The organism is Streptomyces albospinus, from assembly GCF_014648695.1.
GTDB classification, from domain to species: Bacteria; Actinomycetota; Actinomycetes; order Streptomycetales; family Streptomycetaceae; genus Streptomyces; species Streptomyces albospinus.
In genome coordinates, this window is the sequence record NZ_BMRP01000003.1 from 408,926 (window position 1) to 424,668 (window position 15,743).

Annotated in this window: 14 protein-coding genes; 6 read left to right on the forward strand and 8 right to left on the reverse strand. The window is 70.6% G+C overall.

Annotation, left to right across the window (positions count from 1 at the left end):
* Positions 1 to 93 precede the first annotated feature (93 nt).
* The 6 genes from IEZ17_RS07370 to IEZ17_RS07395 all read left to right on the forward strand — a co-directional run bounded on the left by IEZ17_RS07370 (position 94) and on the right by IEZ17_RS07395 (position 8,016).
* Positions 94 to 540, forward strand: a complete 447-nt coding sequence (locus IEZ17_RS07370; RefSeq protein ID WP_229851985.1) for a hypothetical protein — start codon at positions 94 to 96, stop codon at positions 538 to 540.
* 256 nt (positions 541 to 796) lie between these two features.
* A complete protein-coding gene (locus tag IEZ17_RS07375; RefSeq protein WP_189297611.1) occupies positions 797 to 3,289 on the forward strand; it encodes a SpoIIE family protein phosphatase in 2,493 nt (830 codons plus the stop codon).
* 10 nt (positions 3,290 to 3,299) lie between these two features.
* A complete protein-coding gene (locus tag IEZ17_RS07380) occupies positions 3,300 to 4,400 on the forward strand; it encodes a sugar ABC transporter substrate-binding protein (protein WP_189297613.1) in 1,101 nt (366 codons plus the stop codon).
* Between the two features lie 11 nt (positions 4,401 to 4,411).
* Positions 4,412 to 5,191, forward strand: coding sequence for an ATP-binding cassette domain-containing protein (locus IEZ17_RS07385; RefSeq protein WP_189297615.1), 780 nt, complete (start codon positions 4,412 to 4,414; stop codon positions 5,189 to 5,191).
* A complete protein-coding gene (locus IEZ17_RS07390) occupies positions 5,188 to 6,450 on the forward strand; it encodes a sugar ABC transporter permease (RefSeq protein WP_189297617.1) in 1,263 nt (420 codons plus the stop codon). Before IEZ17_RS07385 ends, IEZ17_RS07390 begins: the two co-directional genes overlap by 4 nt.
* 552 nt (positions 6,451 to 7,002) lie before the next feature.
* Positions 7,003 to 8,016: a terpene synthase family protein gene (locus IEZ17_RS07395; RefSeq protein ID WP_189297619.1), complete on the forward strand. Its 1,014-nt coding sequence runs from the start codon at positions 7,003 to 7,005 to the stop codon at positions 8,014 to 8,016.
* A gap of 91 nt (positions 8,017 to 8,107) precedes the next feature.
* On the opposite strand, the gene IEZ17_RS07400 is transcribed toward IEZ17_RS07395, so the two are convergent.
* From IEZ17_RS07400 to IEZ17_RS42080, 8 genes are all read right to left on the reverse strand, one after another.
* Positions 8,108 to 9,421, reverse strand: a complete 1,314-nt coding sequence (locus tag IEZ17_RS07400) for a cytochrome P450 (protein ID WP_229851986.1) — start codon at positions 9,419 to 9,421, stop codon at positions 8,108 to 8,110.
* Positions 9,422 to 9,549: 128 nt separating this feature from the next.
* On the reverse strand, positions 9,550 to 10,173 hold the full coding sequence (locus IEZ17_RS07405; protein WP_189297622.1) for a GTP-binding protein: 624 nt from the start codon (positions 10,171 to 10,173) through the stop codon (positions 9,550 to 9,552).
* Complete coding sequence (locus tag IEZ17_RS07410) at positions 10,154 to 10,528, reverse strand: DUF742 domain-containing protein (protein ID WP_189297623.1); 375 nt, start codon at positions 10,526 to 10,528, stop codon at positions 10,154 to 10,156. The genes IEZ17_RS07405 and IEZ17_RS07410 overlap by 20 nt, the downstream gene beginning before the upstream one ends.
* Complete coding sequence (locus IEZ17_RS07415) at positions 10,525 to 10,932, reverse strand: roadblock/LC7 domain-containing protein (protein WP_189297624.1); 408 nt, start codon at positions 10,930 to 10,932, stop codon at positions 10,525 to 10,527. The genes IEZ17_RS07410 and IEZ17_RS07415 overlap by 4 nt, the downstream gene beginning before the upstream one ends.
* Before the next feature lie 4 nt (positions 10,933 to 10,936).
* Entirely contained in the window at positions 10,937 to 12,439 is a 1,503-nt protein-coding gene (locus IEZ17_RS07420; RefSeq protein WP_189297702.1) for a sensor histidine kinase, read from the reverse strand.
* Between the two features lie 490 nt (positions 12,440 to 12,929).
* Complete coding sequence (locus IEZ17_RS07425; RefSeq protein ID WP_189297625.1) at positions 12,930 to 14,162, reverse strand: hypothetical protein; 1,233 nt, start codon at positions 14,160 to 14,162, stop codon at positions 12,930 to 12,932.
* Positions 14,163 to 14,256: 94 nt separating this feature from the next.
* Positions 14,257 to 14,961: a class I SAM-dependent methyltransferase gene (locus IEZ17_RS07430; protein ID WP_229851988.1), complete on the reverse strand. Its 705-nt coding sequence runs from the start codon at positions 14,959 to 14,961 to the stop codon at positions 14,257 to 14,259.
* Between the two features lie 529 nt (positions 14,962 to 15,490).
* Positions 15,491 to 15,743, reverse strand: a 253-nt coding sequence (locus tag IEZ17_RS42080; protein ID WP_229851990.1) for a hypothetical protein, incomplete at its 5' end; no start/stop codon positions are given.

Here is a 15,743-nt window from a genome sequence, read left to right on the forward strand (position 1 = left end):
CGTCCGGGCAGGGCGAGGCGTGCGTCCGCGATGCGCTTGTTCTCCGCGCGGGCGGTCGGATCCGGTCGGCTCCTCTACGGAGGAAGGAACGCAATGGGGACGCAGGAAGAATTGACCGCGATTCAACGCCTCTGGGCGGACTACCGGTTGCCGATCCTGGATGCGCTGCACTTCGCTGACGGACGGTCATTCGAGGTGGAGATCGACCCTGATGTGCCGAGTGGGATGCGGGTCCAGGAGCAGTTCGACCTCGAAGAGGTTCTGGCGGAGGACCCGGACTGGACGACCCGGGTCGATGGGCTGCGAACGGTCCCCCTGGGGGACGGCGGGGTCCTCTGGGGAGGGGACGGGGCCACGGGGTCGAACGGGTTCTTCGCGAGGCTGCATGCCGATCTCACGCTGGTCTGGGTGATCTTCTTCCAGGTGTCGAACCCCTTCTGCGACATCCGCCTGTCAGGAACGACCGCCGAATTCCGTTCGACGTCCGGTGTGGCGATCACGGTGGATATCGATGATCCGACGCGTTCCGGGCCCGCCTGAGAGGAAGGGGAGGACGAGGCCGACCGAAGCGGTCCCGGCGTGACCGACGGTGAACGACGGGCAGCGGGGCGGGCCCCGCGGCGCTCGACCAGACGCGGATGCGCCGGTCACGCACCGTGGTCGTGCGTGTTCCGTTCACCGACTGGCTACGGTCTCCGTCCATGCCGCACCATGGAGTAAGGGCGGTAAGTGGCGAAGTATCCGATGAGGCGGTGGCAGGGCGGCGGCCCTGGCCCCGAGGGCGGATACGGCGACCGTGGCTTACGACGACGGCTTCCCCCGTACGGAGGCGGTGCAGGAAGTGACCGCGCGGGTCCTTGGGGCTTCCGGGGCTGAGCTGACCGCCGTCTACGTGCTGGCCGAAGGACACGACGATCTCCAGCTGGCCGAGATGGTCGGTGGCTCCGGGGTCCCTTTCAGTCTGCCGACGAGCTACCCGCTGTCCGGTGACTCCCCGGTCACCCGGGCCTTCCTGACCGGCCTCCCCCAGTGGCCGAGCGCGGCGGATCTCGCCGAGCACGGGGGCGCCCCTCCCCCGGGCCGCGACAGCGAAGTGCGCCGTGCCGGAGCGCCGCCGGCCACGGGCTCGGCCGGGATACTGCCGCTGGGCGGGGGCGCCCGACGGCTGGGCTGCCTGGTCGTGGTGGACCAGGCGGTGAACGCCTTCGACGCCGACCGCCGCCATCTGCTGGAGCTGCACGCCGACCAGGTGGCCGCGGGGCTGGATGCTGTCGCGGCCCGGACGATGGCACGGACGGAGCGCCGTTCGCTGCTCGGTCCGGGCCTGGACACGCTCCGCGGCGGCGCGTTCAGCCTGATGCTGCACACCGGGCGGATGGACGCGGACGCCCAGGTGCTGGAACTGTTCGGCATCGCCCCGCAGGACTTCGACCGGCGGGTGGAGACCCTGCTGGAGCGGACCGCCCCGGACGACGTGCCGGCGCTGTTGGCGATCGTGGAGCCGGGCGGGGCGACGGTCGCCGGGCAGCAGCTGTCGTTCCGTATCCGCCGGCCCAACGGTGAGCTGCGCTGGCTGAGTCTGCGCTGCCGGGTGCTGATCGGGGCGGACGACAGGCCGGAGCGGATGCTGGGAGTCGTCGCGGACGCCTCGTATCTGCGGCCCAGCGCCGACGAGGTCTCCATCGTGCAGCGGCTGTCGGCCGCGCTGGCCGGCGCCACCACCATCCGCGACGTCAGCCGGGCCGTGGTCGCAACGCTCCGCGCGCCGCTGTCCGCCGACCGGATCGCGGTGGCGGAACTGGAGGCGGACCGGCTGGTGGTGACCGTTCTCGACCCGCCGTCGCCCGAGTCGTGGCCCGCGTCCTGGCAGTCCGAATGGCGGTCCGAGTGGCCGGACACCTCGTCCCACGCACTGCCCACGCTGGAGGGCGTGCTCCGGGGCGGGCACGTGGCCGTGTGGCCCCCCGGCGCGGACCTCGAACCGGGCCTGGCGGGCATCGGCCCCGGCGGCCTCGCCATCCTGCCGCTGCCCGCCGAGGGCCGGATCGTGGGGGTCTGCCTGATCGGGTGGAACACGGAGCACCGGTTCGGGCCGGAGGAGCGGTCGCTGCTGACGGCGACCGCCGGCCTGGTGGGGCAGGCCCTGGTGCGTGCCCATGCGCAGGACGCCTGGCACGAGCTCGGCACGATGCTCCAGCGCAGCCTGCTGCCCCGCAAGTTGCCGGAGCTGGCCGGCGGGGAGGCCGAGGTCCGCTATCTGCCCGCCACGATGGGGCTGGAGCTGGGCGGCGACTGGTACGACGTGATTCCGCTCTCCGACGGCCATGTGGCACTGGTCATCGGCGATGTGGAGGGGCACAGCGCGGGCGCCGCGACGATCATGGGCCAGATGCGGACGGCCATCAGGGCCTACGCGGTGGAGGGCCATCCGCCCGATGTGGTGATCGCGCACGCCAACCGGCTGCTCCTCGGCATGGAGACCGACCTCTTCGCCACCTGCTGCTACGTGGACCTGGACATGGAGGAGGGCATCGCCTGGTTCGTACGGGCCGGGCATCTGCCGCCGCTGGTGCGGTACCCGGACGGCAGTACGGAGGAGTTGTCGGTCGAGGGCGGGCCGCCGCTGGGCGTGTCCGAGGAGGGCGAATTCCCGTTGACGGAGGTCGGGCTGGCTCCCGGCACGGTACTGGTGCTGCTCACCGACGGCCTGGCCGAGTCGGCCGACCTCCCCTTGGAGGAGGGGCTCCACCGGGTCCGTGAGGTCCTCGGTGCGGCCGACCCCGCCGATGCCGGGCGGCTCGCCGACGAGCTGGTGGGCGGCGGCAGGCGGCGCGATGACGACGTGGCGGTGCTGGTCCTGCGCTACGACGGGATGCGGGTCCGCCCGACCCGGGCCCGCTGGGCGGTGTGGCGGCTCCCCGACGCCGTCATGCACGCCCGCCGCTTCACCGGGCGCACGCTGCGCACCTGGGGCGTGACGGAGGAGCTGGACGTGGCGCTGCTGGTGGTCTCCGAGCTGGTCACCAACGCCATCGCGCACACCCAGGGCGAGGTCCAGCTGGATCTGACGCTGGTCGCCGGCCGGCTGCGGATCGCGGTGAACGACGCGTCACCCCGAGCCCCCGTCAAGCCGGTCAGCGTGAACTGGGAGGCGACCGGTGGCCGGGGGCTGCTGCTGGTCGAGGCGATGTCGGAGTCCTGGGGCTCGGTGCCGCTGAGCGGTGGCAAGCAGGTGTGGAGCGAGATCTGCCTGTTCCCGGGCGAACGGATCGACGGAACGGGAGCGTGAGGAGGTTCCCATGGAGCGAACGCGCCGGCGCGCTGCCGTCGCCGCCCTGGCCGGACTGTGCCTGGCGGCGGTCCCGGTGGCCTGCGGCGAGGCCCCCGGGGTGCATGCGCCGGTCGGGACCTCCGGTGAGCCGCCGCGGATCGGTGTGCTGCTCCCCGACAACACCTCGCGCTTCTACCACTTCGACAAGCCCATGATCGAGAAGAGGATCCACCAGCTGTGCCGGGAGTGCCAGGTGGAGACCGTCAGTGCGCAGCACGAGGTGGCCACCCAGCAGCAGCAGATGGACGCGATGATCACCAAGCAGGTGGACGTGCTGATCCTCGACGCCGTCGACACCAAGTCGCTGCGCGCCCCGGTCGTGAACGCGCGCCGGGCCGGCATCCGGATCGTCGCCTACGACCGCCTCGTGGAAGGGCCGATATCCGCGTATGTCTCCTTCGACGGCGCGCAGGTCGGCCGGCTCCAGGGCGAGGCGCTGCTGACGGCGCTCGGCGCCAAGGCGCACGGCGGCCGGATCGTCATGATGAACGGCGCGGCCACCGACCCCAACTCCGCCTGGTTCAAACGGGGTGCACTGTCCGTGCTCCAGGGCAGGGTGCAGATCGCGAAGGCGTACAACACCGCCGGCTGGCGGCCCGAGGCGGCCAACAGCAATATGGCCGCCGCCATCTCGGCCCTCGGCCCCGAGCAGATCGACGGCGTCTACTCCGCCAACGACGGCCTCGCCTCGGGCATCATCGCCGCCTTCAAGGCCGCGAAGGTCAGTCCGCTGCCCCCGATCACCGGCCAGGACGCCGAGCTCCCCGCCATCCAGCGGCTGGTCAGCGGCGAGCAGTACATGACCGTCCTCAAGCCCTTTGCGCCCGAGGCCGACACCGCCGCCGCCCTGGCCGTCGCGCTGGCTCGCGGCCGGAGTCTCGACGGCATCGTCTCCCACCGTGTCGACAGCCCCACCACCCACCGCATCCCGGCCGTGCTGCTCACCCCGGTGGCGGTGACCGTCCATGACATCAAGGCCACCGTCGTCAGGGACGGGATGTACACCGTCGATCAGATCTGCACCCCCAAGTACGCAGCCGCCTGCGCGAAGGCGGGTCTCACCAGGTAAGGCAGGCACCCATGGCAGCACCCCAACTGCTGGCGCTGCGCGGGATCTTCAAGCGATTCGGCGCCGTCCAGGCCCTCGCGGACGTCGAACTGGAGATCCGCGCCGGGGAGGTCGTCGCGCTCGTGGGGGACAACGGCGCGGGGAAGTCCACGCTGATCAAGGTGATCGCCGGGGTCGACGCGGCCGATGCGGGCGTCATCGAGTGGGACGGCCGGCCGGTCCAGATCACCAGGCCGCACGAGGCCCAGGCACTGGGCATCGCCACCGTCTACCAGGACCTCGCGCTGTGCGACAACCTCGATGTGGTCGGCAACCTCTTCCTCGGCCGGGAGATCTGCCGGGCCGGCGTGCTGGACGAGGTGGAGATGGAGCGCCACACCCTGGAACTGCTCGACACCCTCGCCATCCGGATGCCCAGCGTGCGCCTTCCGGTCGCCTCGCTGTCCGGCGGCCAGCGGCAGACCGTCGCGATCGCCCGCTCGCTGCTGGGCGAGCCCCGGCTGGTACTGCTGGACGAGCCCACCGCGTCCCTGGGCATCGAGCAGACCGCCCAGGTCCTCGACCTCGTGGACCAGCTGCGCGAGCGCGGCCTCGGGGTGCTGCTGATCAGCCACAACCTGGGGGACGTCAAGGCCGTCGCGGACTGGATCGCGGTGCTGCGGCTGGGCCGCAACAACGGGTTCTTCAACGTCATGACCACGTCCCAGGAACAGATCATCTCCTCCATCACCGGGGCCACCGACAACGCGGTGACGCGCCGCAAGGCACCGGGCTGGGAGGTGGAGCGATGAGCCGTCCATGGCCCCTGCCGCTTCCGCTGCGCCGGAACCGGACGGGCGGCCCGGACCGCCGGCCCCCGTCCGGGCAGGGCGCGCAGAACCCGCTCCGGGCGCTCGCCCGCAGATTCCACAGCGGCGAACTCGGCGCGGTCCCCGTCGTCCTGGGCCTGGTGGTGGTGTGGATCATCTTCCAGAGCCTCAACGGGCACTTCCTCTCCCCGCGCAATCTGTCCGCCCTGAGCGTGGACATCGTCGGTATCGGCATGATCTCGACGGGCGTCGTCTTCGTGCTGCTGCTCGGTGAGATCGACCTGTCGGTCGGCTCGGTGAGCGGCCTGGCGGCGGCTGCGTTCGCGGTGCTGAACGTGAACGAGGGCGTGCCGGAAGGTCTGGCACTGCTGCTCACGGTGCTCGCCGGCACCGCGATCGGAGCGATCCACGGGTTCTTCTTCGCCAAGGTCGGGGTGCCCGCCTTCGTGGTCACCCTCGCCGGCCTGCTGGGCTGGAACGGTCTGATGCTCTCCCTGCTGGGCGCGAGCGGCACCATCAACCTCGACGACAAGGGCCTGGTCGCCATGCTGACCGGCTTCTACTTCACCCATGTCGCCGTCGCGTACGGCCTGGCAGCGCTCGGCACCGCCGGCTACTTCCTGGCGTCCTACCGCGACGTACGGCGCCGGCGGTCCGCCGGGGTGCCCACCCGGTCGCAGCGCGAGATCATCCTGCGCACCGGCGTCATCGCGGTGATCTCACTGGCCGCGGCCTATGTCCTCAACCAGTTCGAGGGGCTGCCGCTGGCCCTGCTGATCTTCCTCGTCTTCCTCGTCGGGCTCGACCACGTTCTGCTCCGCACCCGCTACGGACGAATGCTCTTCGCCGTCGGCGGCAGCGTCGAGGCCGCCCGCCGTACCGGCCTCAACGTGGACCTGGTGCGGATCTCCGTCTTCATGGTCTCGGGAACGATGGCCGCCATCGGCGGTCTGTTCCTGGCCTCCCGCGTCACCTCGGCCACCCAGACGTCCGGCGCGGGCAATCTGCTGATGAACGCCATCGCCGCCGCGGTCATCGGCGGCACCAGCCTCTTCGGCGGCCGGGGCCGCACCTGGTCGGCGCTCCTGGGCGTGCTGGTCATCCAGTCGATCGCCTCCGGTGTGGCACTGATGGGCGTCCAGCCCGCCGTCCAGTTCATGATCACCGGCAGCGTACTGCTGGTCGCGGTGGTCATCGACTCCCTCTCCCGCCGGGCACAGCGGGCGCATGGGCGGGTGTGAGGCGACGGCGACGTACCGCCGGCGGCAGGCGATCGGCTGCTCCTGGGGCGCGGACGGGCTGCTCCACGACACCGCCTCGGCGACAGCTCCCGGCGCTCACCGGCCCCCACCGGACCGGCGGTTCCGCGCCGTCACGGCTCTGCCGGCGCTGCTTCCCGCCCTCCCCCGCGTCTCCCGAGTCGGACAACGCTCAGCTCCCACCGGGCTGTTGCGACGGGACAGCACCTCGTGCGCATACCACGGGACGTCGCACAGTGGCAGGGGTGAAGGGCGTGTCCGTGCGCCTGGTTACATCCCCTGCACGCCGGTACAGTCATGAACAATTTTTGTTCCAATGAGGTAAAAGGCTGGAACCTGCAGCCGATACGCGCCCCGGCGTGCCCAGAGCAGGAGGCGCGTGCGCCAGACGCTCTGCAACGTCAGCAAGGAGCTCTGTCATGTCGGCACCGACGAACGCGCCGTGCGCGCGGGGGACTTCGCGATCCGCCCCGCACATTCGAGTGTTTCCGGCATGAGGAGCCCCGCAACGCAGGACACCCTCGGAGGACGCCCGTGCAGCACATCGAACTCGACATCCCCTTCGCCCCACGTATCAGCCCGGACCTGGAGACGGCCCGGGCCCGCAACCTCGAGTGGCTGACATCCACCGGCCTGCTCACCAGCGCCGAGAACCAGGCCAGGTACCTCGGCTGGAACCTGGCCGACCTCGCCGCGCGGTTCTACCCGGACGCCGTCGGTGACGACCTGGTGCTGGGCGTCCAGGGACAGAGCTTCTTCTTTTTCTTCGACGACCTGTTCGACGGTCACCTCGGCACGGACCCGGTCAGCACGTACGCGATCTGTCACGAGATGGCGGCGCTCGCCCACCGCAGTCCCGACTCCAGGCTGGTGCAGCCGACCTTTCCCCTCGCCCACGTCTGGCTCGACCACTGGACCCGCGCCCAGGAGGGGATGTCCGACGCGTGGAAGGCGCGCACCGCACGCCACTGGGCGGAGTACTTCCTGTCCTACGCGGCCGAAGCGGTCAACCGGAAGTCGGGCACGGTGCTTGACGTCGACGGGTACCTGAGGCTGCGACGCCACGCGATCGGCGCCCAACCCGTCCTGGACACCACAGAACGATGCGGCCACTTCGAAGCGCCCGCCGCTCTGCACGAGAGCACCTGCATGCGCCAACTACGCGACCTCACCTGCGAGGTCGTCATCCTCGCGAACGACCTCAGCTCCCTGGAGAAGGACGAGGCCAACGGCGAGCCCAACAACATCATCCTGCTTCTCCTCCGCGAGCACCACTACAAGTTGGGCGAGGCCATCGACGCGGTGCAGGAGATGACGCGACAGCGCATCAGCCGGTTCCAGCTGCTCAGCCTCGAAGTGGGCCGGTTGTGCCGAGCGCTGGAGCTCCCCCTTCGGGAGCGCGAGAGTGCGGCCCGCTTCGTGGAGGCCAACCGCGTCTGCATGCGCGGCAACTACGACTGGGGCCGGGCCACCGGCCGTTACGACCGGACCGGCGTCCAGTACGTCAGGGAGTCCCCGCGCATAGAGGACCGGGTCTCCGTGGTCTGACCGGCGGCTGCCGTGGCCGACTCGCCGGTTCAGGGGGCTGTACCGCTCCCTGAACCGGCGACCGCACCGGGTACGACCGCAAACGGCCCGGCTACCGTCGCAGCAACCGCCGCTTCACCGACTGCCACCAGGACCGCCGGGGCCCGCCCGCGTGGACGGGCGGCGACTGTGTGGATCCGGCCGCCTCCGCGGGAGCCGATTGCGGCGCGGGCCGTGCTGCGGTGTCCCGCGGGCGACGGGCGGCCGGGACGGGGTCGACCCGGCGCGGAGCGAACTGCACGGGCAGCGCCACCAGATGGCGGGTCCAGGTGCTGGACCGCCAGAGCAACTCACTTTCGAGGACCGACAGTTGGATGTCGGGCAGCCTCATGAGCAGGGCGTCGACGGCCGTGTCGGCGATGGCGCGCGCCACATCCCGGCCAGGGCACTCGTGCGGCCCGCCACCGAACGCGAGGTGGGAACGATTGCCGTGCATCGGAGTGTTGAGATCGGGGCGGACCGCCGAGTCGACGTTCCCGCCGGCCACACCGAGCACGAGCATGTCGCCGGCCTGGATGGAACGGCCGGCGAGCTTGGTGTCACACGTGGCCCACCGGGCGGGGACCACGGTGGTCGGCGGCTCGTCCCACAGCACCTGCTCCACCGCGTCGGGCAGCGTCATGTGGCCACCCGTCAGCGAGGCGCGGAAGCGTTGGTCGGTCAGCACCATCCGCAGGGTGCTCGCCATCAGGCTGGTGGTGTTCTCATTGGCGGCGATGAGGACCAGCCACAGGTGGTTGACCACCTCCTCGTCGCTCAGCTTGGCGGGGTGGTCGATGAGCCACGACGCGAGGTCGGGACCGGGCGCGGTGTGTTTGCGCGCCACGAGCTCCCTCAGCACCTCCATGATGTACTGGTGGCTGGCGACCGCCTTCTCGGAGCCCTTGACCAGCTCGGTCGCGGCCTCCACGATGCGCGGGCCGTACTCCTCCGGCATCCCCAGCATCTGCGTGAGGACGATCATGGGCAGTTGCTGCGCGAACTGCGTCACCAGCTCCGCCTGACCGTCAGCGGCGAAGGCGTCGATCAGCTGGTGGGTGAAGCGGGTGACGTAGCGGCGGATCCCCCGCCGGTCGAAGCGCCCCATGCTCTCGTTGATCGCGTCGCGCAGCCGCCGGTGTTCCTCTCCGTCGGCGGACAGGCAGTCCGGCCGCCAGGCGATCACCGGCAGCACCGGTGAGTCCTGGGGGACTCTGCCCTGCTTCAACTCGTTCCAGATCCGCGAGTCGTGGGAGAACCGGCCCGGCGTCCGCAGCACCTCCAGGATCTCGCGGTAGCCGAGAACCAGCCAGCCCGGCAGGTCTCCGGTGAGGAGAACCGGGGCCACCGCACCGTGCTTCGCGCGCAGCTGCTCGAACACGCGCATCGGATCGGCTTCGTACTCGGGCCCGTACAAGCGCGTCGATCCGCCCGCGGCCCGACGGGCATGGGCCGGGCACCCCGGCGGCGGGGCAAGTGTCGAGTCGTGGTCGGAGAGGTCGGGGGAAGGGGGCGTCACTGTGGCTCCGGGGTTGCGGTTGTGAGGGAGTGCAGGTAGCGCATGAGCGTCAACAGCGCATCACGGGAGGAGGAGCGGTTGCGGGCGTCGCAGTCGAAGATGGGGACGGTCGCGGACAGGTCCAGCGCCGAGCGGAGGTCGGAGATGGGGTAGACCGGCGCGTCGGGAAAGGCGTTTATGGCGATGACGAACGGCACGCCGCGGTCCTCCAGGCGGCCGATGACGTCGAAGCTGACTTCCAGCCGACGGGTGTCGACCAGGACCACCGCGCCGAGCGCGCCCTCGAAGAGCCCGTCCCACAGGAACCAGAAGCGCTCCTGTCCGGGCGTGCCGAACAAATACAGCACCAGTTGTTCGTTGAGGCTGATCCTGCCGAAGTCCATCGCCACGGTGGTCGCGGTCTTGCGTTCCACCCCGGCGATGTCGTCCACATCGGCGCCGGCCTTGGTCATCATCTCTTCGGTGGTCAACGGCCGGATCTCGCTCACCGATCCGACCATCGTGGTCTTTCCGACCCCGAAGCCGCCAACGATCACCACCTTGACGGCAGCAGCAGCCGAGGCGGGCAACTGGTCCTCGATCCGGGGCCCTACAAGGGCCTCAGAGACGTTGCAGTCCATGCATCACCGCCTCCAGGAGTTCGACATCGGGCAAGGCTGCGGCCGGGATCGGGGCCCGGGCCTCGACGTGGCCGCCTTCGACGAGATCCGCGAGGAGCACCGTCACCGTGCTGGCCGGCAGGTGCAGGTAGGCGGAGATCTCGGCGACGGACAGTGGGTAATTGCACATGCGTATGATCGCGACGTGTTCGGGTTGCATGCCCGAGGCGGGCGCGCTGCGGGACACGATCAACGTGACCAGGTCCAGTGCGGCCTGCTCGGCGGGGCGGCTCCGGCCCGCCGTGACGACGTAGAGCCGCTCGGGGCCGCCTTCCTCCCACTCTTTTCGTCCTTCGTGTTGGGGACCGTCGCTCATGTGACCTGCCCGTCGGCACGCGGCGGACTGGTGAGGTGCTGACCGATCCTCGCCACCAGATCCCGCATGCGCTGCCCCATGAGCCCGGCGTCCACCCCGTCGTCGGCCAGCACCGCGAGATAGGCTCTGGCGCCGGCCGCCATCAGGTAGAAGAAGCCCCCGCCGACCTCGATCACGACGAGTCTCATGGTCCCGTCACCGTCCGGGAACTCGGCGGCCACAGCCCCTGACAGGCTCTGGAGTCCGGCGCAGGCCGCGGCCAGGCGATCAGAAGTGTCTGTGTCGGTACCGTACTTGGCCATGCACAGGCCATCCGCGGACAACACCACGACGTGGCGGGTGAACGGAACGCTGGACGCCAGGTCTTTGAGCATCCAGTCCATATTGAGCCGCTGCTGCGTCACGTGCTCATTCATCCTTTCCTGGAGACTCATCGCTGTTCGGGCGGTCGTGGCTGGCCGAGGGCGCCTCTCCGGAAACTGCGTTCTGGAAGGCGGCCAGCCACATGCCCGGCTGTGCGGGGGGTTCGGCCGACGTCCGGCCCCCGGACGCGGGTCCGGATTCCGCGGGAGCCGATCTGGCCCGGGGAGCCACCGGAGCACCCGCGATGCGCCGCCGCCGGCGCTGCGGCAGGCCGTTGACACCGGCCTCGGGTGCTGCCGCCGCTTCCGCCTCCTCGATCTCCTGGGGCGTGGGCGTGGCCAGCGGCCTGATCCGCGGCCTGGGCGGCGGCAGGGTGGCCGCCCGGGCGATCTGCCCGCCGGGGGTGGGAGTCGCGGTGGTCGCTTCCTGGGGAACCGTCAGGACCGCCCGCACCCCGCCGTATGCGGAAGGGCGGAGCGAGACCGAGAAGTTGTTGGCCTGGGCGAGGCGGCCGACAACTGCCAGGCCGAGACGGGGAGTTTCACCCAGGTCGTCGAGGTCCAGTCCGGCCGATGCCTGCGCCAGCACGCGCTCGGCGCGGTGGCGTGCTTCGTCGGTGAGGCCGACCCCGGCGTCCTCGATCTCGACCGCGACGCCGGACTGCACCTCGATCGCCGTGAGATGGACCCGCGTCTGCGGCGGCGAGTAGCGGGTGGCGTTGTCGAGCAGCTCGGCCAGGGCGTGGATCAGCGGTTCGACCGCGGGCCCGACGATGGCGATCTCGGCCACCGAGTGGAGATCGACCCGCTGGTAGTCGATGATCCGCGACATCGCGCCGCGCAGCACGTTGAACAGCGGTACGTTCTGCTGCCACTGGCGCCCCGGGCGGGCCCCGCCGAGTACGGCGATGCTGTCGGCGAGGCGCCCGACGAGCGCGGTGGCATGGTCGAGGTGGAGCAGATCCCCGAAGACATCCGGCAACTTGCCGTGCTTGTCCTCCATCTCCCGCAGGTCCTGCGCCTGTTGGTGGACGATGGCCTGCACGCGGCGCGCGATGTTGACGAAGGCCCGCTGGGCCGAGTCGCGCAGGCCCTCCTCCGCCTCCACCGCTTCGACCACCGAGCGCAGCACGGCCTCGTGCGCTGCGGCGAACTCGGGGCTGACCCTGGAGCCGTAGTCGACGTCGCGCAGCACCTCCTCGCCGAACTCGCCTCGCTGGAGCCGCGCGACCAGGACCGGCAGCAGCTCCTTGGCGAGCCGTACCGTCTCGATCTCCTGGTTGGCCAGGTACTGACGTTGCTGCGCTTCTTGTTCGGCATGCTGCCTGCGCAGTTCGGTGATCTTGCGCCCCCTGCGCACCGTCTCCCCGGCCACGAGGGCCACGGTCGCGGTCGATGCCGCGCCGCAGAGGGCAACCGGTGCGACGGCGCTCGACGGCGCCAGCGACACGACAGCGGCGGCACACGCGGCCACCAGGGCAGGAGGGAATATCCACAAGGGAGTTGGCGTAGACCGCCAGCCTCCGGGTGACGAGCCAGCACGAGCCATCGGCATCCTAAGAGCGTGATAAATGCCGGACCAACTGTCCGGCGTGATGTGGGCGCACACCATCGCGCGGGGCCGGGTGAACAGGCTCAACAGCCACCGGATCACACTCACGGCGCTTGCCGCGGCGCGGTCGCGGTGGTGTTCCACCCACATGGAAGCCTGTCCCCAGGACACCCAGAACCTCGTGCAGTCGGCGGCACCGCATCAGCAGGCGACGACCATCTGTAGTCGCCACAACTCGCTGCGCAACAGGGAGCATAGCCCTTTCAAGACCGCTGGGTAGCCCTACTGCATATACCACCGGAATGTACTCATGTACGAAAAACAGAAGTCGGACAGACGTTCAACTTCCTTGAGTTCATGGGCAGTTGAATCAAACTGATGTGCCGGTACCTGCCGCGACCTGCTCCGCTGAGGGATCGGGGCCCCGACTGTCGTGCCGGTTCGCCCCTGTGAGGTCGCGGTACGGGCCTGGGTCCAGGCCCTTCCGTCAGGCTCCGGGGAGGCTGTCGAGCCGGTCCAAAATCTTCTGGATGGATTCGGTGGCGGTGCGTCGTCGCCCCGGCACCCGGCTGCGCAGGGCGAGAAGTTGGGGTGCGAGCGCGCGGGCGGCGACGGGGTCGCGCAGTTGCATCCACTGGTGGTGGGCTCCGTCGACGGCGGTCTCGACGTCTTGCGCGGTGGGGGTCTGCTGGAGGACGTCGAGGCGGGCCTCGGCGGCCTGGAGCCACAATTGGCAGCTGAGGCGCGGATCCTGGGCGACCAGCGCGAGGAACGCCCGGACCTCGACCCAGTGGACCGCGGCGAACGTGGTCTCCCCGTACGTCTGCACCGCGCGCCGTTCGGCGGCGGCTGCCAGGTCGGCAGCTTCGCGGTGCCGGCCGGCCTTCGAGAGGGCGGCAATGCGTTCGTGCGGGTCGTCGTCGACCGGGACCATGGCCCCGCTGGGCACGTGGACGGGCGAGATGGCCTGTTGTGCCGGCGGTGGGGACACCGGGGCGGGGACCGCGGATACCTCGGGGGCCGCAGGGGCCGGATTCCCGGGCGGCACAAGGGGATTGACGGGCGCGGGCCCGGCGTCGAGGACGAGTGCGGCCTCGGCGACCTCTGCGCAGCGGAGGGCCTCGCGGTGCAGCTCGGCGGGGCCGGAGCGCTGCCCGGCGCGCAGGATCTGGGCCACGGCCTGCATGTAATGGGGCTGGGCGTTCCGCCGACGGGGCGGGGGCGGGGCGATGACGCCGTAGACGCGGGTGCCGCCGGGGAGGGCGAGCGGCTGTCCCTCCCCGAGCAGCTGCCAGACATCGGCATCGGCGACCAGGTCCACGTACAACGTGGTGACGGTGCCGGGGCGGCGCTGTCGCAGCTCCTGGACGAGCCAGGCCCACGGGAGGGCGGTATAGCGCACCGTGGAGGGCGTGGTGCGGGCGAGGGCCAGGTGGACGGCGCGCTGTTTGCGGTCGAGTTGCAGCTGGCCCGCGATCACGACGGTCAGCGGGCCCTCCGCGGCGGCGGCACCTCGCAGGTGGGTGAGGACGGCCTGAGGGTCGACGGGGTCGGCCAGTTCGATGAGCGTGGCGGTCGTCGTGCCCGCCCACGCGGCCGGGGGCACGGCGGCGAGCATGGGTATCACGCCGCTCGCATCGGCGAACCTGCCTTTGCCCGCCGGGGCGGCTGCCAGTAGCAGCACTGTCCCCGGCGGTCCTCCCGCCCCGTTGATCTGCACATCTGCACCGTATCCGCCGACCGGTCGGCTTCGGCAGGCAGGCCGGTGCAAACCCGCCGCAATGTACGGAACCGTCACGACCGCTGGTGGTGGGTCAGCTCGGCTTGGTGCCGGTCACGACCGTGGTCGGCATCCAGGGGCCGGTCCACCACATCCGTGGTCCCACACCGCGGTGCGTGATGTCGTGCAGACCGAGCCGTTGCAGATCGGCACGGTACTGGCGGGTGTTGCGGATATCGGCGACGACGAGCCGGCCGCCGGGTCCGAGCACGCGTACCGCCTCCTCGATTGCCGCCGTGCGGCCGGCGGAGTCGGAGATGTTGTGGATCGCCAGGCTGCTGACCACGGCGTGGAACGTGCCGTCCTGGAAAGGGAGTTGGGTCATGTCGCCCGTGTGAAGCTCGATGCGGTCGGCCACGCCTTCCGCCTGTGCGTTGCGCTCGGTGACGGCGGGCTCGTTGCCGCTCTGGTCCTGACTGCGCCACAGGTCGACGCCGTGCGCCCGGCCTTCGGGCAGGCGGCGGGCAGCCGCCAGGAGCACGGCGCCCCGGCCGCAGCCCAGGTCGAGGATGCTCTCGTCACCGCGCAGTGCCAGATCGTCGAGGAGCTTCTCCCAGACCACGAACTTGCCGCGCCGGGTGGCGTACATGTACAGGCCCGCGGCGATGAGCGCCAGGCAGCCCAGTAGGAGCGCCGAACGTGCCGCGACGGCCTTGTCCAGGGCCAGCGAGACGACGCCCCAGACCAGCAGCACGATACCCGCAGCGCCGTAGCCGGCCGGAACGTACGGTGCGTCCACGCCGTACTTCCCCTGGCGCCGGGCCGAGGCCCGGGTTGATATGCGGTATTTCAAGATCGCTCCCTGTATCCCGACGCCCGTGACTTCTGAAGGCTATCCCCGCCCCCGCCCCCGCCCCCGCCCCCGCGGGATCGCGGTAGACGGAGACGTAATTGGAGACGTAAATGGAGACGTAAAGGAGGCTTAGCAGCAGAGGCGCTGATGGGCGCCGGTTGCGGCGGCCGAGCAGGCGTCTGTGCAGGGGGCGCTCCGCCCGTTCTTCGGAATCGGCGAGGAGGAGTTGGCCGGACGACGCCCTGGTCCGCCGGGCGCACGGCAAGGACACCATGTTCCCGGCCGTCGACTCGGCCGGTCTTCATCATGAAGTCAGGTCAGGCTCCAGGCGGCCGGAACGGGGAGTTGTGAGTTCCGGCCGGCCAAAGCAGCGGACCGGCCGGATCTGGCCGGGCCGGCTTCGCAGGACGCCGGCCCTTCGCCGTCGCTTCCCCCTGCCCGATCTCGCATCGGCGCCTGTACGCTCCCGCTTGGCTCAGGGCACCAGGGCGGCCTTCGGCAAACCGGCTCGCCCGGGAGTGCCATAGAGCTCCTCGTCAGAGGCGGGGGTGTTCTCCCCGGCCCACTTCCCGACAGCAGTGGCAGGTGCACGATCGCCCGCGATCCGCTCATTGCCCACGTACGGGCGGCGCGCTGCCGCCACCGGCTCCTGCACCACCCGCACCACCAGAAGGAACTTCCCAATCGTGATGTCAAGCCGCCAGCGTGACGGGGGGTGAAGCATGGAA

Coding starts and splice junctions, on each gene's coding strand:
- IEZ17_RS07370 (WP_229851985.1), top strand. CDS start 94: ATGGGGACGCAGGAAGAATTGACCGCGATTCAACGCCTCTGGGCGGAC.
- IEZ17_RS07380 (WP_189297613.1), top strand. CDS start 3,300: ATGGAGCGAACGCGCCGGCGCGCTGCCGTCGCCGCCCTGGCCGGACTG.
- IEZ17_RS07385 (WP_189297615.1), top strand. CDS start 4,412: ATGGCAGCACCCCAACTGCTGGCGCTGCGCGGGATCTTCAAGCGATTC.
- IEZ17_RS07390 (WP_189297617.1), top strand. CDS start 5,188: ATGAGCCGTCCATGGCCCCTGCCGCTTCCGCTGCGCCGGAACCGGACG.
- IEZ17_RS07400 (WP_229851986.1), bottom strand. CDS start 9,421: ATGCGCGTGTTCGAGCAGCTGCGCGCGAAGCACGGTGCGGTGGCCCCG.
- IEZ17_RS07405 (WP_189297622.1), bottom strand. CDS start 10,173: ATGGACTGCAACGTCTCTGAGGCCCTTGTAGGGCCCCGGATCGAGGAC.
- IEZ17_RS07410 (WP_189297623.1), bottom strand. CDS start 10,528: ATGAGCGACGGTCCCCAACACGAAGGACGAAAAGAGTGGGAGGAAGGC.
- IEZ17_RS07420 (WP_189297702.1), bottom strand. CDS start 12,439: ATGGCTCGTGCTGGCTCGTCACCCGGAGGCTGGCGGTCTACGCCAACT.